Annotated in this window: 17 protein-coding genes; 8 read left to right on the top strand and 9 right to left on the bottom strand. The window is 72.9% G+C overall.

Translation table 11 applies throughout. The features are described from left to right. Nucleotides 1-115 precede the first annotated feature (115 nt). The 3 genes from ACWG52_RS01850 to ACWG52_RS01840 all read right to left on the bottom strand — a co-directional run bounded on the left by ACWG52_RS01850 (nt 116) and on the right by ACWG52_RS01840 (nt 3,965). Nucleotides 116-1,762, bottom strand: coding sequence for a GMC oxidoreductase (locus tag ACWG52_RS01850; RefSeq protein ID WP_389802404.1), 1,647 nt, complete (start codon nt 1,760-1,762; stop codon nt 116-118). Nucleotides 1,763-1,854: 92 nt separating this feature from the next. After that, nucleotides 1,855-2,343 (bottom strand): DUF6629 family protein, encoded by a 489-nt coding sequence (locus tag ACWG52_RS01845; protein WP_389802407.1) that lies wholly within the window; start codon nt 2,341-2,343, stop codon nt 1,855-1,857. A gap of 140 nt (nt 2,344-2,483) precedes the next feature. Next, nucleotides 2,484-3,965 (bottom strand): MFS transporter, encoded by a 1,482-nt coding sequence (locus tag ACWG52_RS01840; protein WP_453127597.1) that lies wholly within the window; start codon nt 3,963-3,965, stop codon nt 2,484-2,486. Between the two features lie 164 nt (nt 3,966-4,129). On the opposite strand from ACWG52_RS01840, the gene ACWG52_RS01835 reads away from it, so the two are divergent. The 5 genes from ACWG52_RS01835 to ACWG52_RS01815 all read left to right on the top strand — a co-directional run bounded on the left by ACWG52_RS01835 (nt 4,130) and on the right by ACWG52_RS01815 (nt 11,771). Continuing rightward, the gene (locus tag ACWG52_RS01835) at nt 4,130-7,738 is read left to right on the top strand and encodes a S8 family serine peptidase (protein ID WP_453127596.1); all 3,609 of its coding nucleotides are present in this window, start codon (nt 4,130-4,132) and stop codon (nt 7,736-7,738) included. Nucleotides 7,739-7,892: 154 nt separating this feature from the next. Next, the gene (locus ACWG52_RS01830; RefSeq protein WP_453127594.1) at nt 7,893-8,651 is read left to right on the top strand and encodes a hypothetical protein; all 759 of its coding nucleotides are present in this window, start codon (nt 7,893-7,895) and stop codon (nt 8,649-8,651) included. Nucleotides 8,652-8,664: 13 nt separating this feature from the next. Beyond that, nucleotides 8,665-9,048 (top strand): protein-tyrosine phosphatase family protein, encoded by a 384-nt coding sequence (locus tag ACWG52_RS01825; RefSeq protein ID WP_453127592.1) that lies wholly within the window; start codon nt 8,665-8,667, stop codon nt 9,046-9,048. Between the two features lie 90 nt (nt 9,049-9,138). Beyond that, nucleotides 9,139-10,674 (top strand): cytochrome P450, encoded by a 1,536-nt coding sequence (locus ACWG52_RS01820; RefSeq protein ID WP_390138908.1) that lies wholly within the window; start codon nt 9,139-9,141, stop codon nt 10,672-10,674. A gap of 134 nt (nt 10,675-10,808) precedes the next feature. After that, nucleotides 10,809-11,771, top strand: a complete 963-nt coding sequence (locus tag ACWG52_RS01815; RefSeq protein ID WP_389802424.1) for a hypothetical protein — start codon at nt 10,809-10,811, stop codon at nt 11,769-11,771. A 3-nt stretch (nt 11,772-11,774) separates the two neighbouring features. Here ACWG52_RS01815 and ACWG52_RS01810 read toward each other — a convergent pair whose 3' ends face one another. Further along, complete coding sequence (locus tag ACWG52_RS01810; RefSeq protein WP_390165914.1) at nt 11,775-13,175, bottom strand: GntT/GntP/DsdX family permease; 1,401 nt, start codon at nt 13,173-13,175, stop codon at nt 11,775-11,777. A gap of 12 nt (nt 13,176-13,187) precedes the next feature. After that, nucleotides 13,188-13,709 (bottom strand): gluconokinase, encoded by a 522-nt coding sequence (locus tag ACWG52_RS01805; RefSeq protein ID WP_390165916.1) that lies wholly within the window; start codon nt 13,707-13,709, stop codon nt 13,188-13,190. Between the two features lie 131 nt (nt 13,710-13,840). Between ACWG52_RS01805 and ACWG52_RS01800 the strand changes: the two genes are divergently transcribed. Continuing rightward, the gene (locus ACWG52_RS01800) at nt 13,841-14,557 is read left to right on the top strand and encodes a FadR/GntR family transcriptional regulator (RefSeq protein WP_390138914.1); all 717 of its coding nucleotides are present in this window, start codon (nt 13,841-13,843) and stop codon (nt 14,555-14,557) included. A 148-nt stretch (nt 14,558-14,705) separates the two neighbouring features. On the opposite strand, the gene ACWG52_RS01795 is transcribed toward ACWG52_RS01800, so the two are convergent. Next, a complete protein-coding gene (locus ACWG52_RS01795; protein WP_389803312.1) occupies nt 14,706-15,518 on the bottom strand; it encodes a sigma-70 family RNA polymerase sigma factor in 813 nt (270 codons plus the stop codon). A 207-nt stretch (nt 15,519-15,725) separates the two neighbouring features. Here ACWG52_RS01795 and ACWG52_RS01790 point away from each other — a divergent pair, with 207 nt between their 5' ends. Further along, complete coding sequence (locus tag ACWG52_RS01790) at nt 15,726-16,073, top strand: hypothetical protein (RefSeq protein ID WP_389802436.1); 348 nt, start codon at nt 15,726-15,728, stop codon at nt 16,071-16,073. 2 nt (nt 16,074-16,075) lie between these two features. Here the strand turns inward: ACWG52_RS01790 and ACWG52_RS01785 are convergent, their stop codons facing one another. Together ACWG52_RS01785 and ACWG52_RS01780 are read right to left on the bottom strand one after the other, a co-directional pair. After that, nucleotides 16,076-16,639, bottom strand: a complete 564-nt coding sequence (locus ACWG52_RS01785; RefSeq protein WP_389802439.1) for an HIT family protein — start codon at nt 16,637-16,639, stop codon at nt 16,076-16,078. Nucleotides 16,640-16,668: 29 nt separating this feature from the next. Continuing rightward, on the bottom strand, nt 16,669-18,036 hold the full coding sequence (locus ACWG52_RS01780; RefSeq protein WP_389802442.1) for an AMP-binding protein: 1,368 nt from the start codon (nt 18,034-18,036) through the stop codon (nt 16,669-16,671). 179 nt (nt 18,037-18,215) lie between these two features. Between ACWG52_RS01780 and ACWG52_RS01775 the strand changes: the two genes are divergently transcribed. Further along, a complete protein-coding gene (locus ACWG52_RS01775; protein WP_390138920.1) occupies nt 18,216-18,857 on the top strand; it encodes a hypothetical protein in 642 nt (213 codons plus the stop codon). A gap of 78 nt (nt 18,858-18,935) precedes the next feature. On the opposite strand, the gene ACWG52_RS01770 is transcribed toward ACWG52_RS01775, so the two are convergent. Beyond that, the gene (locus ACWG52_RS01770; protein WP_389802445.1) at nt 18,936-19,319 is read right to left on the bottom strand and encodes a VOC family protein; all 384 of its coding nucleotides are present in this window, start codon (nt 19,317-19,319) and stop codon (nt 18,936-18,938) included. Nucleotides 19,320-19,321: the final 2 nt, after the last annotated feature.

The following is a 19,321-nucleotide window of genomic DNA, read 5'->3' as shown; positions in this document are numbered from 1 at the left end:
CGAGCGCCGGCCCGCGGCACGGGGTGCGAGCGAGGCGCACGGGGCGTGGCACACAAGGAGAAGGGGCCGTTCGGTGAATCCGAACGGCCCCGGCCGCTGGGGGGAGGACGCGGCCCTACGGGAGGTCGGTGGCGATGATCTTCTCTATGTTGCGTTCGGCGAGCGCCGTGATGGTGACGAAGGGATTCACGCTCGCGTTGCCGGGGATGAGCGCGCCGTCGATCACGTACAGGCCGGTGTAGCCGTGCAGCCGACCGTAGTTGTCGGTGGCCTTGTTCAGGACCGCCCCGCCCAGCGGGTGGTAGGTGAGGGTGTCGTTCCAGATCTTGTTGAGACCGAACAGGTCGGTCCGGTAGATCGTCCCCTCCTTCGAGTTGATCTTGTCGAAGATGGTCTTGGCCATGGAGATGGACGGCGCCTTCCAGGCGGTCTGCCAGCTCAGCTCGGCCTTGCCCGCGGCCGCGTTCCAGGTGAACTCGGCGCGGTTCGGGTTCTTGGTGATCGAGAGGTAGAACGAGGCGTACGTCTCGATGCCGGTGGGCAGCGGTGCCACCTCGGCGAAGGCGCCGCCCGCGTCCCAGTTGTCGATGCCGGAGCAGGGGATGGTCGACTGGAGCTTGCCGGTCGGGTCCCACATGTGGTTGGCGCGGCCGCACATGACGTTCCCGTTCTCGCCCCAGCCCTTGCCGACCTCGCCGTTGAGGTTCGCCAGCGCGCCCGTGGCCTTCAACTTGACCAGGAGCTTGCTGGTGCCGACGCTGCCGGCCGCGAAGAAGACGCGGTTCGCGGTCACGGTCTTGGTGGCCACGGTGTCGCCGGTGGTGTTGATCTGGTCGATGGTGACCGTGTAGCCGCCCCCCGCCGCGGGGGAGACCGAGGTGACCTTGTGCAGCGGCGAGATGGCGACCCGGCCCGTGGCCTTCGCCTGGGCGAGGTACGTCTGCACCAGCGATTTCTTGCCGTGGTTGTTCCCGTAGAGGATCTCGCCGGCCAGGGCCGACTTGGTGGCGGTGCCGGCGGCCTCCCGCTTCATGTAGTCCCAGTCGTACACGTCGGGCACGAAGGTCCAGGCGAAGCCGGAGCGCTGGGCGTGCTTGCGGCCGACCCGGGAGAACTGGTAGCAGTCGGCGGTGTCGAACCAGGCCGGGTCGATCATGCCGACCCCGAGCCCGGCGTTGGCCCTCGGGTAGTAGGTGTCGTACATCTCGTCGGCGTCCACCGAGGGGAGGACGGCGGCGAAGTTGGCCCGCTTGGGCGTGACCGCCATACCGCCGTTGACCAGCGAGCCGCCGCCCACGCCGCGGCCCTGGTAGACCGTGATGCCCGCGAAGTCCTCCGCGTCCAGGATCCCGGTGTACTTGGGGACGTCCTTGTCGATCGGGAAGCCGAGGAAGTTGCTCAGCGGCGCCTTGGTCCGGGTGCGCAGCCAGAAGGACCGGTAGTCCGGGGTGGTCACCTTCGGGAAGATCTTGCCGTCGGAGCCCGGGGTGTCCCAGGACATGCCCATCTCGATCATCTGCACGTCCACCCCCGCCTGTGCCAGCCGCAGGGCCGCCACCGATCCGCCGTAACCGGTGCCGATGACGAGGGCCGGTACCTGGGCGCCGTCGGGGATCGGGCCGGGCGGGGCGGCCGCGGCCGCGTGCGCCGGGGCGAGGTGACCGGCCAGGGCCACCGCCCCGATAACAGAACCTGTTCTACCGAGAAATCCCCGACGGGAGATCCCGTTGGAACTCTTCCTGGGCAGCGGTTTTTCGCTCATGTGACGTTCCTCACTCGATGACAGAATGGGAACGAGTTCTACTGCCGCCCGCGTGTGAAGTCACTACATACGTGTAGGTAACTTTCGGTCGATCACGTGACAGGGGGAGCATCGCGCGGGCGCCGTACCCAGCCCAGGAGCAGAAGGGACGCGACGGCTGCGAAAGCGCACCAGGTGGAGGCGAATTCCAGCCGCCACAGCGCTGAGCAGGCCGGCGCGCCCGCCGTCAACACCGCGCCGAGGGTCCGCAGCCGCCGGTCACCGCCGAGCAGCAGGGCGCCCAGGGTGGCGAAGAGGTAGCCCGTCAGTACCAGCGGCATCCACGGAACATTCACGCCGTAGCCGATGACGTGGCCCCGGATCTCGGCGGTCACCGGCCGCGTCGCGAGGCAGTACGCGAGCACTCCGGCGGTGGCCGGCCCCGCCGCCAGTGGCCCCCACAGCCGGCGCGGGGCCCCGGGCGAGGCCGCCAGCAGGACCCCGACCGGCACCCAGACCGCCAGTAGCGGCAGGGCGATCACCGCCCAGGCGGTGGCGGCCGGGGAGCAGCCGCCGCCCGTGTCCCAGACCGCGGCCTCCACCAGCTGGTGCGCGCCAGCAGCAACGGCAGCGCGGCGACGGGCAGGTCCCGGGCCCGCCGCACCCGGGCCAGGCACACGATCCGGCGGCCGAGATCACCGTCCCCGCCACCAGATCGGCCGTCGCGCTCCAGCACACGGGATCAGCCGCGCTCCTCACGGGGTTCGAGCGGCGGGGCCGACACCGCGCAGTACGTATGGCACTGGGGGTGGCACGCCTCGGGGGCGGGGGAGCGTACGGTCGCCCAGGCCAGGGCGGCGCCGGCCACGAACGCCCCGGTGCACCAGAGCATGGCCCGCCCGAAAGCGGCGTCGAACTGGGTCGCCGAGCGGTACGCCTCCGGCCCCATCCCGGACAGCAACGGCAGGGCAGCCACCGCGAGCAGCCCGGCGACGCGCGCCGCCGCGTTGTTGATGCCGCTGGCCAGGCCCGCCCGGCCGGGATGCACCGAGGCGAGCACGGTCGACGTCAGCGGGGCCACCAGGGCCACGAGGCCCATGCCCATGACGACCATCGCCGGCAGCACGTCCCGTACGTACGAGGCGGCGGGCCCCACCCGCAGCATCAGCAGCGTCCCGGCAGCACACAGCAGCGGCCCCACCGTGAGCGGGACGCGCGGCCCGATCCGCTCCCCGAGCTCACCCGAGCGCGCCGACAGCAGGAGCATGAGGAGGGTCGTCGGCAGCATCGCGGCCCCGGCGGCCAGCGCCGAGTAGCCGGACACCACCTGGAGCTGGAGCACGACGAGGAAGAAGAACCCGCCGATCGCCGCGTACACGCACAGGGTGACGAGGTTGACGGCGGTGAACAGCCGGGACGCGAAGATGTCCGGCGGCACCATCGGATCGGCCCGCCGCCGCTCCACGGCGACGAAGGCGATGCCCAGCAGGACTCCGAGCACCGCGGCGACGATCACCGCCGGCGCGCCCGACCGGGCCTCGATCAGCGCGTAGGTGACCAGCCCCAGGGCGCTCGCGCCGAGCGCGGCCCCCGCCACGTCGAACCGCCCGTGCGCCTGGTGGTCCCGCGATTCCGGTACGTGCCGCAGGGCGACCGGCACGCACACCGCGGCCAGCGGCACGTTCAGCAGGAACACCCACCGCCAGCCCGGCCCGTCCACCAGCCAGCCGCCGAGGAACGGCCCCACGGCCGCGCCCACCCCGCCGAGCCCCGACCACAGGCCGATCGCCCGCCCCCGGTCGTCGGCGCGGATGGACGCCTGGATCAGGGCCAGCGAACCGGGCGCCAGCAACGCCCCGCCGATGCCCTGCAAGGCGCGGGCCGCGATCAGTACCCCGGCGTTCGGCGCGATGCCGCACAGCAGCGAGCCGACCGCGAACCACACCACGCCGAGCACGAAGATCCGCCGCCGCCCGAAGCGGTCGCTCAGCGATCCGCCGACGAGGATCAGCCCGGCCAGGGTCAGCAGGTAGGCGTTCACCGTCCACTGGAGCACGGCCAGATCGGCGTCGAGATCCTCCCCGATGCGCGGCAGCGCCACGTTCACCACGGTCCCGTCCAGCATGGCCATGGTCGACCCGAGCACGGTGGTCAGCAGGATCCACCGGCCGCGTGCGGACGCGATCGGGACACCGGCTCCGGACGGCTCGGCGGGCGCAGTCATGTCTTCAGGCTGGCCCGCCCGGCCGGTGCGGGCCACCGGGGCCCACCGGAGGACGGCCGAAAAGCCCCCCTTGTAATGGACATGACCTCTCGATCACCATGACCCGCGCACGTCACGCGCACCCTTCCCGCACAACCCGCACACGGCGTACGAGGAGACAACACGTGGCCCAACGCGACAACCGGTCCTCACGAGCCTTACGACCCACAAGGTCATCACGGCCCGCGCGGTCCTTACGTACGGCGCTCGCCGCTCTCACCTCGGTCCTGCTCCTGCCGATCGGCGCGGGCGTCGCCGCAGCCGCGCAGGACCCCGGTCCCGCCGCCCTGACAGCGGCCGAGCGCAAGATCGAACCCAAGCTTCGCGCCCAGCTCGACGGGTCCGCCAAGGCCGCCTTCTGGGTCTATCTCGACAGCGCCGCCGACCTCACCGCCGCGGGGAAACAGCAGACCCGCGCCGCCAAGGCAGAAACGGTTCTGCGGATCAAGAAGGACCACGCCGCGCGCAGCCAGGCCGATGTCGTCAAGGCCCTGCAGAACGCCGGAGCCGACTACACCTCGTACTGGATCGTCAACGCCGTACGCGTCGTCGGCAGCGAGAAGCTCGCCGGCAGCCTCGCCCAGCGCCCCGAGGTCGCCCGGATCGACGCCGACGACAAGGTCGCCCTCCCCAAGCCCACCGAGGGCAAGCGGGAGAAGGCCGTCGCCGACGCCGTCGAGTGGAACATCGACCGGATCAAGGCCCCGCAGGTCTGGGACCAGGTCGGGGTGCGCGGCGAGGGCATCGTCGTCGCCAACATCGACAGCGGCGTCGACCACACCCACCCGGCCGTGAACAACCAGTACCGCGGCAAGAAGGCGGACGGCACCTACGACCACGCCTACAACTGGTTCGACCCGGCGGGCGTGTGCACCACCGCGGCCCCCTGCGACAACAACGACCACGGCACCCACACCATGGGCACGATGGTCGGCGACGACGGCGGTGCCAACAAGATCGGCGTGGCCCCCGGCGCCAAGTGGATCGCGGCCAAGGGCTGCGAGTCGAACTCCTGCTCCGAGGCCTCCCTCCTCGCCTCGGGCCAGTGGATCGTCGCCCCGACCGACCTCAACGGGCAGAACCCGCGCCCCGACCTCGCCCCGCACATCGTCAACAACTCCTGGGGCGGTGGCGGCGGCGACACCTGGTACCAGCAGATCGTCGACACCTGGCGGGCCGCCGGCATCTTCCCGGCCTTCTCCAACGGGAACTCCGGCCCGAGCTGCAACACCGCCGGCTCGCCCGGCGACTATTCCAGCTCCTACAGCTCCGGCGCCTTCGACATCAACAACGCGATCGCGTCGTTCTCCTCGCGCGGCGCCGGCCCCGGCGGCATCGTCAAGCCGAACATCGCCGCACCCGGCGTGAACGTGCGCTCCTCCGTCCCCGGCGGCGGGTACGAGGCCTTCTCCGGCACCTCGATGGCCTCGCCGCACACGGCGGCCGCGGTCGCCCTCCTCTGGTCCGCCGCGCCCGCCCTGGAGGGCGACGTCGCGCAGACCGAGTCGCTCCTGGACGGCACCGCCCTGGACACCGACAGCAGCCAGTGCGGGGGCAACGCCGCCGACAACAACGTCTTCGGCGAGGGTCGCCTCGACGTCCTGGCCGCCGTGAACGCCGCCCCGCGCGGCGCCATCGGCTCGCTCGGCGGAACCGTACGCGCCGGCGACCAGCCCGTCGCGGGCGTGAAGATCACCGCCGACGGCCCGATCGACCGCACGACCACCACCGCGGCCGACGGCACCTACCGCTTCACCTCCCTCTCGGTCGGCGACTACACCCTGACCGCTGCCAAGTTCGGCTACGGGCAGCAGACCGCGACCGCCACGGTCACCGAGAACGCCACGGCCACCGGTGACTTCACCCTCACCCAGGCGGCCTCCGGCAAGCTCACCGGCACCGTCTCCTCGGCCGCCGGCCCCGCCGCGGGCGCCTCCGTCACCGTCGCGGACACCCCGGTGACCGCGACGACCGACGCCCAGGGCCGCTTCGAGGTCACCCTGCCGCACGGCACGTACGACGTGAACGCCACCCACGCCTCCCGCTGCGTCACCGGCGGCACGGCCAAGGTGACCGTGGCCGGCGACGCCACCGTCGCGGTGAACCTGCCCGAACGCACCGACGGCTACGGCTACGCCTGCGCCGCCGCAGGTGACCGCCCGTACGTCGAGGGCACCCGCCAGCTCGCCCTCACCGGTGACAACACCACCGAGCGCGTCGACCTGCCCTTCCCGCTGCCCCTGTACGGCAAGACGTACGGCCAGGCCTGGATCGGCACCAACGGCACCGTCAGCTTCGGCGGCAACAACACCGGCGACATCAACGGGGACCTCCCGAGCACGGCCACGCCCAACGCGGCCCTGTACCCGTTCTGGGACGACCTCGTCGTCGGCGCCCCCGGCAGCGGCTCCGGCGTCTTCACCGCGGTCACCGGCACCGCCCCGCACCGCAGCTACGTGATCGAGTGGCGCCAGGTGTCCCACTGGTCGGCGCAGGCCGACAAGTTCTCCTTCTCGGCCACCATCGGCGAGGACGGCACCGTCTCCTACTCCTACAAGGGGACCGGCGGCACCGGCATCAAGGGCGGCTCCACGGCCACGGTCGGTGTGGAGAACGCGACCGGCACCGACGCCTTCAAGTACTCCTTCAACACCGCGGTCATCACGGACGGCCTGTCCATCGCCTTCCGGACCACCAAGAGCGGCGTGGTGGCGGGCCGGGTGCTCGACGCCAACGACGGCAACGGCGTCGCCGGCGCCACGGTGACCGTCGGCACCGGTGACGCGGCGGTCTCCGCCACCACGGCGGCGGACGGCGGATACGTCGTCCAGAGCCCGTCCGGCGCGCTCCCCGTCTCGCTGGCGGCGCCCCAGTACGAGTCCGCCACGGCGACCGTGAACGTGAAGGCCGCCGACGTCACGGCCGTCACCCAGTCCCTGCGCACCGGAAAGGTGACGGCCTCCAAGCCGTCGGTCGAGGTCGTGCTCCCCGCGAACCAGCAGCGGACACGGACCCTGGACCTGACCAACCCGGGCCTCGGCACGGCGTTCACGGTGTCCGAGGACGCGACCTGGTTGACCGCCACCCCGGCGACCGGAGACCTCGCGACCGGCGCGAAGGTCCCGGTCACCCTGTCGGTCGACACCACCGGGCTGACCCCGGGCGCGGTCCTCACCACCGACCTGAAGATCGGCTCGGCGAGCGGCCGGAGCCCGGTCCTCTCCGTCCCGGTCAAGGTCGTCGTCCCCCGCTACCAGGTCGGCCTGGACGCGGGATCCGGCTACACGAGCACGGACAGCCTGGGTGACGCCTGGTCCCCGGACCGCAAGTACGCCCCCGGCTCCTACGGCTACCAGGGCAACAGCACCGTCGAGGCCACCGGCCGCACCATCGCCGGCACGGACGACCAGCGGCTGTTCCGCAACGCCCGTGAAGGCATGTACGAGTACCGCTTCGACAACGTGCCGAACGGTACCTACACGGTGGAGCTGGGCTTCGCGGAGCTCTCCTCCACCAAGCCGAACAAGCGCGTCTTCGACGTCCTGGCCGAGGGCACGCAGGTCCTGCCCTCCCTGGACATCTCCCTGGAGGCGGGCACCTACAAGGCCTTGACCCGCACGTACACGGTCACGGTCACGGACGGGGTCCTCAACGTCCGCTTCGTCACGCACAGCGGATTCGGCAAGCCCCTGCTGAACACCCTGCGGGTGACCGACCGCCCGGACAAGAGCTAGTCCGGTAGAAGGCGGGGGCGGGGTGCCCGAGGGCGCCCCGCCCCTTCCCGCTCCTTGCGCCCCTTCCCGCCGCGCGGGCATTCGGGTGGCGGCGGCCCGCACCTCGCGGCGACCTGCCACCGGGGCGGCGCCCGGCTCGTTAACGTGGGCCACCATGATGCCCCTGTGCGACCAGGCCACCGCAGTCCGGGCCCTCGTGGAGTCCACCGACCCCGGGGCGGTGTGGGCCGTCGGCTGCCCCGAGGGCCCGTACGCGGGCTCGGACGGCGAGCACCCGGCCGACACCGCCTTCGACGTGGACGGCCTCGCCGCCGTCCTCATGCTCTGGCCGGCCTTCGGCAGCCTCGTCGACGACGGCGCGCTGAGCCTGCACACGCCACTCGCCGCCTACGGGGAGCCGGCGGCCGAGGGGACCCCCGCGGGGACCACCGCCCACCACCTCCTCACCCACCCCGGCGGTACCGCCCACCTCACCCACCTCACGCGCCTCGTCGAGCACCTCTCGGGCAGCCCGCTCACCGATCTCGTGGCCACCCGGGTCTGGCACCCCCTCGGCATGACCGGCACCGGCCGCACCGACGGCACCCTGCGCGCGCCCCTCGCCGACCTCGTCCGCTTCCTGTGCCACCTCCTGGCCCCGGCGGACCCGGCCGCGTCGACGGGCATCAGCCGCGCCTGGACCACCGACTCCCTCCGGATCCGCACCGGCGAACTCACCCCCGCCCGGGGCCTGCTCTGGGACCCGGCACCGCAGGGGGTCTGGACCCACCACGCCCCGAAGGACGCGGGCCCGGCCCTGTGGATCTCCCCCCGCCACCAGCGCTGGGCACTCCTCCTGCCGACCGCAGGGCGAGGGCTGTCCCGTACCGCCTTCCGCGAGGCCGCCTTCACCCCTGACCGACCAGGCCGGTGAGCTGCGGCCGGTCGTGGTGGAGGACGAGTTCGACCTCGTCATCAGCCTGTTCACCCGGACCGGCCACGGCCCGGGGCCGCGCGCCGAGCACGTCGTGGGGGAGATGCCGGACGCCCCGCTCACCGCCGATCAGCTGCACACCGTCCGGCGCCTCGCGCGCACCGCGCAACTCGCCCTCGACTCGGGCCTCACCACCCTCGTCCGCTGCCACTCGGGCTACAACCGCTCCGGCCTCGTCGTCGCCCAGTGCCTGGTCGACCGGGGACTCGCACCCGCCGAGGCCATCGCCCGGGTGCGCCACGGCCGCTCCCCGTGGGCCCTGAACAACGAGGCCTTCACCGCCTACCTCACCGCCGGCCTCGACATCGCGGCGCTGCTGGTCGCACTGGACCCCTGACACGGTCCTCGGAGCGCGGAGTGCGCAGGTGGGACGTACGGTGATGCCGTTGTCGCCGAGCGTTGTCGCTCCCGCCGCGGAGGTACACGGATGCGTACGGTCCAAGGGGCCGCCCTCGACGGTCTTCGAGCCCGGGTACGGGCCCTCGCCGCCCGGCGTCGCCCCGAGCACGCCGGCCGGACACCTCGCGGTGAGGCACCGCGCGCCGACCGCGGGCCCGCGATGCCGGGGCCGGGGACGGGGACGGAAACCCCCGGCCGGCGGACCCCCGTCAAGGAATCGTCGCGGTACGCGGTCCTCGCCCCGCCCCCCGCCCGGGTACGGGGCACCACCGCCCGGGCGGCCCTCACCGGCGTCCGCGGCCTGCTCCGCGGCCTCGCCCGGCCGCGCCCCGGCGACGTGCGCACCTCCGCCGCCGCGCTGCGTGCCCTGCGCGCCCGCCGCGGTGACGCGCCCGTTCTGGTCCGCACCCGCTCCGGGCGGTCCTTCCTCGTCCTCCTCGACCCGCAGGACCTGCGCCGCTTCTACGCCGAACCCGTCAGCCTCCTCGCGGCCGCCGCGCCGGACAAGTGCCGGGGCCTGGCCCCCGAGGAGCCCGCCGACTCCGGCTGCTCCCGAGGCGACCTCCGTGCGGAGCAGCGCCAGGTCGGCGCCGAGGTGTTGGCCTCGGACCGGCCCGTGCACCCCTCCTGCGGGCCCTTCCTCACCGCTCTCGCGGACGAGGCTCGGCACCTGACCGCCCCAGAGGGCGCGAACGGCGCACGCACCGCCCCCGCTCCCCTCGATCTCGCCCGCGCCCGGTACGCCGTACAGCGCGCCGCCCGGCGGATCGTGCTCGGAGACGCGGCGACCGCGGACGAGGAGCTCAGCGGATGGCTCACCCAGCTGCGCGCCGAGGTCCGGAGCCCGCGCGGCGGCCGGGTGCGCGCCGCGCGCTCCGTGCACGACAAGGCCCGCGCCCGCATCGAGGAATACGCCGACCGAGCCGCCGACGACACCCTCGTCGGCCGGGCCGCCCGCCACGCCGACCCCACGGGCACCTTCGACCCCGTCGGCCAGGCCCAGCACTGGCTGCAGGCCATGGACGCCGTACCGGACACCCTGCTGCGCACCCTGCTCCTGCTCGGGGCGCACCCCGCGGAGCAGGACCTGGCCGCCGCCGAGGCGGCCGGCGAAGCCGTCGCCGGCGCGGACCGGGGTGAACTGCCCCGCCTGCGGGCCTGCGTCCGGGAGTCCCTGCGGCTGTACCCGGTGGTGCCCGACCTGATCCGCGTCACCCGCGCCGAGACCGAGTGGCGGGGCGTGCGCTACCCGGCGGGCACCTCGCTGCTGGTCCCCGCGGCGTTCCACCAGCGCGACCCCGAACGAGTGCCGGCCGCGCACGTGTTCGTGCCCGGACGGTGGAAGAACCCGGGCGCGGACCAGGACATCCGGATGGCGCCCTTCAGCCACGGCGGCGGCCGCTGCCCGGGCGACCAGCTCGGCCTGATGGTCACCGCCGCGCTCTGCGCCGAGGTGCTGCGCGGCCATCGCGTGGCGAGCACCCGGCCCGTGCTCGACCCGGTGGGGCCGCTGCCCGCGACCCTGGACCCGCAGGGCATCCGGCTCACGCTCACCCGCCGCTGAGGACGACCCCGCGCCCGACCCGGTTTCCGTCCCGGTCGCGTACCCGTTCGCACCCGACCCGGTGTGATCCCGCTCCACCCGGCCCGACCGTCCCCGCCCGTCCCCGAGACCCTGCCGAACCCCACGAGGATGACATGCCCGACGCCGCGACCTCCGCGTCCACCGCCCCGGACATCGACCTGCTCGACGCCCCGTGCCGCGCCCTCGCCGAGGCCGCCGACGCGGTCGGCGAGGCCGCCCGCCATGCCTCCGGCCTGGCCTTCGGCGCCCGTCTGCCCGCGGCCGCCCTCGCCCGGGGCGGCCGGACCCGGCTCGGCTGGCGCACCCTGCTGCGTACGCTCACCGACCCGGCGGGCCTCGGCTGGGCCCCGCGCGGCCGGGGGGTGGCCCGGGCCGGCCGGCTCGCCGGCATCCTGGCGGGCCGGGAGAGCCTCGCGATCAGCATCGCGGTCTGCGGGCTCAAGGCCCGGATCCGCGCCGCGAGCGCCGAACGACCCGAACTGTTCGACGATCCCGGCGCGGCCGCCGTCCTGCGAGCCGTCGGAGCGGGCCACCAGGGTGAGGCCGTCCGGCTGTTCCGCGCCATCATGCGCGAGCGCGGCGCCGAGCACGCCTTCGCGCTGCTGGCCCCGTCCTTCGCCGACATCCTCGCCTGGGACGCGCTGACCGACGCGAACCCCTTCAACGACCACGCCGGCTGGCAGGTCGCCACCGGCCGGGCCGAGACGGCCGAACCCGTCCTCGGACTCGGCGCCGCCTTCTGGGCCTTCTGCGACCGCGGCCCGGGCCTGCCCGAAGGACCTGCAGCGACGGGGATGGCGCCCACCCGCGGCCCGGCCCGCCGCCGGGTCACGGAGCGGGCGCCCCGGCCGGCGCCGAGACCGCCGGACGGCGGCCTGAGCGGCCACGCCGCCGCGTTGCGCACGCACGCGTTCCGGCTGCACACGGCGGCGGGGGCCCCGCAGTGGCGCGGACCGGAGAACGAGGCCCTGCGGGCCGAGGTCGCCAGGCTAGCGGCCCGTTGCGCGAGGGCGGCGGGCGGCCTCGCCCTGGCCGCCGCCCAGCTGAAGGAACCGCTGAAGGAACCGGCGGCGTAGCCGCTACAGGACCAGGGACAGCAGCAGCACGAGACCCAGGCCGACCACCGAGATGATGGTCTCCATCACCGACCAGGTCTTCAGGGTCTGACCGACGGTCATCCCGAAGTACTCCTTGACGAGCCAGAAGCCTGCGTCGTTGACGTGGCTGAAGAACAGCGATCCGGCCCCGATGGCCAGGACCAGCAGTGCGGTCCCGGTGGCGGACATGTCCGCCGCGAGCGGTGCCACCAGGCCCGCCGCGGAGATGGTGGCCACCGTCGCCGAGCCGGTGGCCAGCCGGATCGCCACGGCGATCAGCCAGGCCAGCAACAGGGTCGGTACGGCCCAGTTCTTGGACACGTCCAGGATCATCTGCCCCACGCCGACATCGATCAGCGTCTGCTTGAAGCCACCGCCGGCGCCCACGATCAGCAGGATGCCCGCGATCGGTGCCAGGGACTTCTCCACCGTGGTCGAGATCCGCGCCCGGGTGAAACCGGCCGCCCGGCCGAGCGTGAACATGCCCACCAGGACGGCCGTCAGCAGTGCGATCATCGGGGAGCCCACGACATCCGTCACGCGCTGCACCGGGTCGGCGGGATCGTCCACCACGATGTCGACGAGAGCCTTGACGAGCATCAGCGCCACCGGCAGCAGCACGGTGAACACGGTGGCCCCGAACCGGGGCCGATGCGCCGACTCGGCCGAGGGCCGGGCCAGGGCCACGCGTTCCGGCGCCGGGATGTCCACCCAGCGGGCCGCGTAACGGGAGAACAGCGGCCCGGCGATGATCACGGTCGGGATCGCCACGAGCACCCCGAGCCCGAGGGTGATCCCGAGGTTCGCGTGGAGCGCGTCGACGGCGACGAGAGGTCCGGGGTGCGGCGGGACCAGCCCGTGCATCACCGACAGCCCGGCCAGCGCCGGGATGCCGATCCGCATCAGGGAGTAGTTGCCCCGCTTGGCCACCAGCAGCACCACCGGGATCAGCAGCACGATCCCGACCTCGAAGAAGAGCGGCAGCCCGATCACCGAGGCGATCAGTACCATCGCCCACGGCATGGCCCGGCCCTTGGCCCGGGCGAGGATGGTGTCCACGATCTCGTCCGCGCCACCCGAGTCCGCCAACAGTTTGCCGAGGATCGCGCCGAGGGCGATCAGTACGCCGACGCCCGCGACCGTGGCGCCGAGTCCGGCGGTGAAACTGGCGACGGTCTTGGCCATCGGCGCGCCCGCGAAAGCACCGAGGGCCAGTGAGCCGACCGTCAGGGCCAGGAACGCGTGCAGCTTGAAGCGGGTGATGAGCAGGACGATGACGGCTATGCCCGCCAGGACGGCTGTCCCGAGCCGGGCGTTCCCGGCCGAGGTGATCGGTCCGGTGGCGGCCGCTGCCAGAGTCTCGACGCTGAGACCGGTGGTCACGGTGACGTTTCCTCAGTTCTCGTGTGTGGGGAGCCGACACAGCGCTGCCAGCGCCCGCTCGGTGATGTCTTCCGGGGATCCGGACACGTCGACGACGACGCCGAGTTCGTCGTCCTGGAGCGGCTCCAGCGTGGCGAACTGCGAGTCGAGCAGGGTGGTGGGCATGAAATGGCCCGTGCGCGCCGCCATGCGCTGCTCGATCAGCGGGCGATCACCGGCGAGGTGGACGAAGACGGCCCCGGGGGCCGCCGCGCGCAGCCGGTCGCGGTAGGCGCGCTTGAGCGAGGAGGCGGCGACGACCCCGCCGCGCCGGTCGGCGCTGTTGCGGATCCACTCGCCGATGGCGTCCAGCCAGGGCCGGCGGTCGACGTCGTCCAGCGGCACGCCGGCCGACATCTTGGCGACGTTGGCCGCCGGGTGGAAGGCGTCGCCCTCCGCGTACGGAACACCGAGTGCCTCGGCGAGCAGTTGACCCACGGTCGTCTTGCCCGTGCCGGCCACGCCCATCACCACAATGACGCGCTGGGTGCTCACGCCTACCTCGCTGTCCTCGTCGACATCGGTTCGTGTGGCACCACTGAAGCGCATTAAGTACTACGTATTCAAGCCTCAGGTCGGAAACATCACATCTTTTGTCGGGGAAGGCGTCACCGTACGCTTACGCCATGACCACCGAAGGCAGTCCTGCACAGGGGCAGGGACTCCACACCCACGTGCTGGACACCCTCGGGCTCGCGATCACGGCGGGGGAGTACCCACCCGGCAGCGTCCTGCGCACGGACGAGATCGCCGAGCGCTTCGACGCCTCCCGCACCGTCGTCCGGGAGGTCGTCCGGGTCCTGGAATCGATGCACCTGGTCGAGTCCCGCCGCCGGGTCGGCGTCACGGTGCGCCCCACCGACGAGTGGAACGTCTACGACCCGCGCGTGATCCGCTGGCGCCTGGCCGGCACCGACCGGCCCCGGCAGCTGCGGTCGCTCACCGTGCTGCGCTCCGCGATCGAGCCGGTCGCGGCCGGGCTCGCCGCGAAGCTGGCCACACCGGAGCAGTGCGCCGAACTCACCGAGGCGGCCCTCGGCATGGTCCGCACCTCGCGCGGCCACCAGCTGGAGGACTACCTGCGGCACGACATCGCCTTCCACCGCGTGGTACTGAACGCCTCCGGGAACGAGATGTTCGCCCGCCTCGGGGACGTCGTCGCCGAGGTCCTGACCGGCCGCACCGAACACGCGGTGATGTTCCACGATCCCGACCCCGCCGCCGTCACCCTGCACGTCCAGGTGGCCGAGGCGGTCCGCGAGGGCGACGCGGCGCGCGCCGAGGAGCTGACCCGCCGGATCGCCGCGGGCGCGCTGGAGGAACTGGACGTACTCGCGCCCTGAATCGTTCAGAACCGTCCTGAACGCGCCCTGGACGCCCGCGCCCGGGACGCCGGTCACGGCGCCGGTACGTGAGCGCCGTGCCGCGGCCCGGAAGAGGCGGCCGCGGCACGGAATCGCCACGGCCGCTTCCGGCGGCGGCCGTCCGCCCTCAGACGTCGAGCGCGGCGAGTTCGAGTGCGCCGAGGCGCTCCGGTTCCGCCACGATGTCGATCGCGGTGATCAGACCGTCCTCGATCGTGAAACGGAGTACCAGGAACAGCCGTCCCAGCGGGGCCATGGCCAGGCCGACCACTCCGTCGACCAGGGCCGGCGCCGTGGCCCGCGCCCGCTGCATGGCGGCCGTCGCGCTCGTGGCGACGGTGCCGGCGCCGCGCAGGAGGATCGGGGCGGGGGTGGGGACGACGGCCTTGTCGGCCCGGAGCACCACGTCGGGGTGGAGCAGGGTGACCAGCGCGTCGAAGTTCCCGCCACGGGTGGCGGCCAGGAAGGCGTCCACGACGAGGCGCTGACGGGTCAGATCGGCCTCGGGCACCAACGGGGCACCCTTGACGCGGCGGCGGGCGCGGCTCGCGAGCTGACGGGTCGCCGCCGGGGACTTCTCGATCATCGGGGCGATCTCGTCGAAGGGCACGGCGAACAGGTCGTGCAGCACGAACGCGAGCCGCTCGGCAGGCGCCAGCTGGTCGAGCACCACCAACAACGCCAGCCCCACCGAATCGGCGAGCAGGGCTTCCTGTTCGGGGTCGACCGTGTCCACCCGGTCGACGGCGGGGTCGGCCGGATACACCTCCATGGGGTCCTCGCGCCGGGACTCGCGCGAGCGCAGCATGTTCAGACAGACGCGCGACACGACCGTCGTCAGCCAGCCGCCGAGGTTCTCGACCTCGCCGACATCGGAACGGTCGAGGCGCAGCCAGGCCTCCTGGACGGCGTCCTCGGCCTCGGCGAGCGAGCCGAGCATGCGGTAGGACACCGCTCTCAGATGGGAGCGGTGCTCCTCGAAGCGTTCCGTCAGCCCTGAATTCCCGTCCACCGGACCCCCAGTCGATCGCACCCGGTGGATCATCAAAACAGATCACGGGAGCTGCTGGATAATGGCCCCCTGAACAGCACAAGCGAGTGGAGACGCCGGATGCGCGACGCGGTCCGGCAGGAGAGGGAGCCCCCGATGGACGTGCAGCACTTCGAGCGGATCACCGCATTCATCGAGGCGCGGCTCACCCCGCTGTTCGACGAGGCGACCGGCAGCGAACACGGCTTCGCCATGGACGACACCTCCCGTGCCCTGCGCGCGCTGCGCAACTCCGTCCTGGAGGCCTCCGCCATCAAGGGCCTCATCGAGAAGCGGGAATCCGCCGAGCCGGCCATGCGCCGCGTCATCGACCAGTCGGTGGAGCACAACTGGGACGTGTTGCGCGGCATCGCCCGCCAGTGGGAGGACCACGCCGACTTCCGCCACGAGTTCAAGCACCACGCCTGGGAGCTCGACCACCACCACGCCGCCGTGGAGGCCTGAGCTCACCGCGGCGGTACGAGGACTCCGCGCGCGGCGAGGGCCGCGCGCAGGAGCCCCGCCGTGGCGGCCCGCTCCGCGGGCGACGGCGACAACACCCCGTTCTCGGTCATCAGGGAGTGGAACTGCTGTCGGGCGTAGGGGACTCCGGGCGGCAGCGCCGCGATGTGCCAGTGCAGGTGGGCGTTGCCCTGTCGGCTCCCCAGCGAGTAGAGGTAGGTGCGCTCGCTGTCGAAGACGTCCTCGACGGCGAGCGCGACCTCCCGTACGACCAGCATCAGCCGGGTGTAGGCCGCGGGGTCCAGATCGCGCACGGCGTGCTCGATGTGCGCCTTGGGGGCCACCAGAACCTTGCCGGGGAGTGTGGGCCAACGGTCGAGGAAGGCCACGTGCTGCTCGTCCTCGAAGAGGGTCTCGTGCGCGTAGTCGGGGTGACCGGCGAGGAAGGCGCACACGAAGCACGGCCCGCCACGCGTCCGTTCGACGTAGGCCTCCAGATCCATCGCCTCCAGATCCATCGGCTCCCGGTCCACCGGTTCACGGTCCAAGGGTTCACGGTGCGTCGGCATCGGCCCATCCTCCCACCGGCTCCCTGCCGTCAGGGTGCGCATCGGACGTCCGTGAGCCGGCCGGTCACCACCAGGTCGCCGGCCGGGGTGCGCCGTACGAGGGTGCCGGTGCGGAGGTGGCCGTCGGGGGTGAAGGCGCGCGCGGTGCGGTCGGGCGCCCGGTGGTAGCCCCGTGGGAGGTGGGGACCGCGGGCGAGGAGCTCGCCGGACACCCCGTCCGGCACGTCCTGGCCGTCGGCGTCGACCACGCGGATCTCGACGTCGGGCGAGAGCGGGCGGCCCCGCGTGCCGAGGACGGTCTCGTCCGGATCAGCCGGCCGGGTGAGGGTGAGCACCCCCTCGGCCGTACCGAGGACCTGTTGCAGGCGGCAGCCCAGCACGGGCCCCACCCGAGCGGCGGTCGCCCGCTCCAAGGACCCGACGCCGCCGATCTGGGCGAGGCGCAGACTGCTCACGTCGGCCTGGACCGAGGGAAGCAGATCGAGCCAGAGCCGCGCGTCGGCAGGCTCCAGGAAGGTGACGGTGACCCGCTCCCGCTCGACGGCCGCGAGGCACGCGGCGGCCCCCGCGTCCTCGGTCAGGACGACGGTGCCGCCGACCGAGAGGGTGCCGACGATGCCGGGGCAGCCGAAGGCGAAGTCGGACGCGGCGGGCAGCGCGGCGAGGTACACGTCGTCCTCGGTGAGCGACACCAGCTCGGCGGCGGCCCTGACCTGGTAGGCGTAGGCGTCGTGGGTCCGCGGAACGAGCGCGGGTTCCGCGCCGGCGACTCCGGACAGCAGGAAGAAGGCCACCTGGTCGGCGCTCTGCGCGAGCGGCCGGTCGGGCGGGGAGTCGAGGGAGCCCAGCGGGTAGTACTGGCAGCCCGCCGGGTCGACGGTGAAACCGCCGTACGGGGAGGACTCGCCCGGCGTCTCGAAGGTGAACACCCGGCGCAGGAAAGGACCTCGGGCGGCGATGTCCGCCGCCATCGCCGTGAGGTCGAAGCCCTGGTGGGCCCGGGGCCCGACGTAGCCGACGGCCTGGCCGACCCGCACGAGGTGGGACACCTCGGCCGCGCGGTGGGTCATCGGGCACAGGACGGGGACCGCGCCGGCGCGCATCAACGCGAACACGGTGATGACGAACTCGGGAACGTTCGGCAGCTGGACGACGACCCACTGCCCGGGCCGCAGACCGCGCAGCCGGAACCCGGCGGCCATCCGGTCCACGGACCGGTTCAGGCGCGCGTACGTGAGGCGGGTACCGCCGTGCACGAGCGCGGTCCGGGGCCCGTACCGCAGGGCCCGGTCGCGCAGCAGGTCGTCCAGTGTCTCGCCGCGCCAGAGCCCGGCCGCCCGGTAGCGGTCGACGAACTCGGCGGGCCACGGCGCGCAGCCGTCGAGCAGGGATGTCATTCGCTTCCTCGGGGAGAACCGCACCGTTGCGACCCGGACAAGCCAAGCCGTCAACACGGCCTCCGGCAATGCGCTTTCCCGACCACGGCCGCGCCCCACCCTCGGCGGAAGGTCCAACGGGCGCCGCTGACCAGGGGGATCGCTCAGGTTCGCGGTAGATGTCGGTTAGTGTCCTCGAAATGATCAACAACCCGGGCGGCGGGTTCCTGTCCCACGCCCGGCTGGGGGAAGGACACCAGGACACCATGCCCGAACGGACCGACGCCGCGAGAGCGGCCCGCCTCGCCACGACCGTGCTGATGGCCGCCGCGCTGACGGCCTGCGGCTCCTCCGAGCCCGCCCCGAACGACGCCAGGTCGGCTCCCCAGCCCTTCGGGAGTCCGACGGCCGTGAGCGAGGACGCGCAGATCACCGCCGCCGCCGAAGGATTCATGAAGGCGTGGATGCTCGACCCCGCCGACGTCAAGGCCATGTGCGAGCACGAGACCAAGGCGGCACGCCCCAACTTCACCGATGACGGCGGAACGGTCGAAGGTTGCGTCGCCGAACGGAAGTCGCTGACCGAACGGACCCCGGAGCCGGGGCGCGCCCCGCTGCGGTTCACCGTCGACCACGTCCAGGACGTGAAGGCGTCCCGGAAGCACCCGGCCGGCAAGGGAGTTCTCGCCACGGGACAGCGCGACGGCAGCAAGCCCTTCCGCTACGCGCTGCGCCTCATCAAGGAGGACGGCCGGTGGCGGGTGGAGCAGAGCGATGACGTGAGAAGCCGCTACGACCACACCGCCGACCCGGTCGCCGACGTCCTGTGGTCCATGGGCTGACCCGGCGGGGCAGCGCTCAGGCCCGGCGGGGTCCGCCGGGCCTGGCTGCGTCCCGTACCGGGGCCGTCGGGCCCGTCGTCAGGCGGGGTTCGCCGACTTGCGGGGCGTGGTCTGCTGGACCGCCCAGCCGTTCCCGTCGGGGTCGGAGAAGTAGACGAACGAACCCCACGGCAGGTCCTGGATCTCCGTCACCTCCACCCCCCGGCCGCGCAGGTCCTCGTACGCCTCCTCGATGTCGGTCACGACGACCTGCATGTTGTCCAGTGACCCCGGGGTCATCCGGGTCAGCCCCTTGCCGATCGCGATCGAACAGGCCGAGCCCGGCGGGGTCAGCTGGACGAAGCGGATGTCCTCGCTGACGGTGACGTCGTGGTCTGCGTTGAAGCCGAGCTTCTCGTAGAAGGCCTTGGCCCGGTCCACGTCGGTGACGGGGACGGCGACGAGCTCCAGTTTGATGTCCATAC

Source organism: Streptomyces sp. CLCI03 (assembly GCF_053615355.1).
Note: the sequence above shows the minus strand (reverse complement) of the source record. Positions and strands in the feature narration are given on the sequence as shown.

What these genes read in the sequence shown, in the direction of transcription:
- ACWG52_RS01850 (WP_389802404.1), bottom strand. Translation starts at nt 1,762, where the DNA reads ATGAGCGAAAAACCGCTGCCCAGGAAGAGTTCCAACGGGATCTCCCGT.
- ACWG52_RS01770 (WP_389802445.1), bottom strand. Translation starts at nt 19,319, where the DNA reads ATGGACATCAAACTGGAGCTCGTCGCCGTCCCCGTCACCGACGTGGAC.
- ACWG52_RS01830 (WP_453127594.1), top strand. Translation starts at nt 7,893, where the DNA reads ATGATGCCCCTGTGCGACCAGGCCACCGCAGTCCGGGCCCTCGTGGAG.
- ACWG52_RS01815 (WP_389802424.1), top strand. Translation starts at nt 10,809, where the DNA reads ATGCCCGACGCCGCGACCTCCGCGTCCACCGCCCCGGACATCGACCTG.
- ACWG52_RS01775 (WP_390138920.1), top strand. Translation starts at nt 18,216, where the DNA reads ATGATCAACAACCCGGGCGGCGGGTTCCTGTCCCACGCCCGGCTGGGG.
- ACWG52_RS01795 (WP_389803312.1), bottom strand. Translation starts at nt 15,518, where the DNA reads ATGCTCGGCTCGCTCGCCGAGGCCGAGGACGCCGTCCAGGAGGCCTGG.
- ACWG52_RS01780 (WP_389802442.1), bottom strand. Translation starts at nt 18,036, where the DNA reads ATGACATCCCTGCTCGACGGCTGCGCGCCGTGGCCCGCCGAGTTCGTC.
- ACWG52_RS01800 (WP_390138914.1), top strand. Translation starts at nt 13,841, where the DNA reads ATGACCACCGAAGGCAGTCCTGCACAGGGGCAGGGACTCCACACCCAC.
- ACWG52_RS01785 (WP_389802439.1), bottom strand. Translation starts at nt 16,639, where the DNA reads ATGCCGACGCACCGTGAACCCTTGGACCGTGAACCGGTGGACCGGGAG.
- ACWG52_RS01820 (WP_390138908.1), top strand. Translation starts at nt 9,139, where the DNA reads ATGCGTACGGTCCAAGGGGCCGCCCTCGACGGTCTTCGAGCCCGGGTA.
- ACWG52_RS01790 (WP_389802436.1), top strand. Translation starts at nt 15,726, where the DNA reads ATGGACGTGCAGCACTTCGAGCGGATCACCGCATTCATCGAGGCGCGG.
- ACWG52_RS01840 (WP_453127597.1), bottom strand. Translation starts at nt 3,965, where the DNA reads ATGACTGCGCCCGCCGAGCCGTCCGGAGCCGGTGTCCCGATCGCGTCC.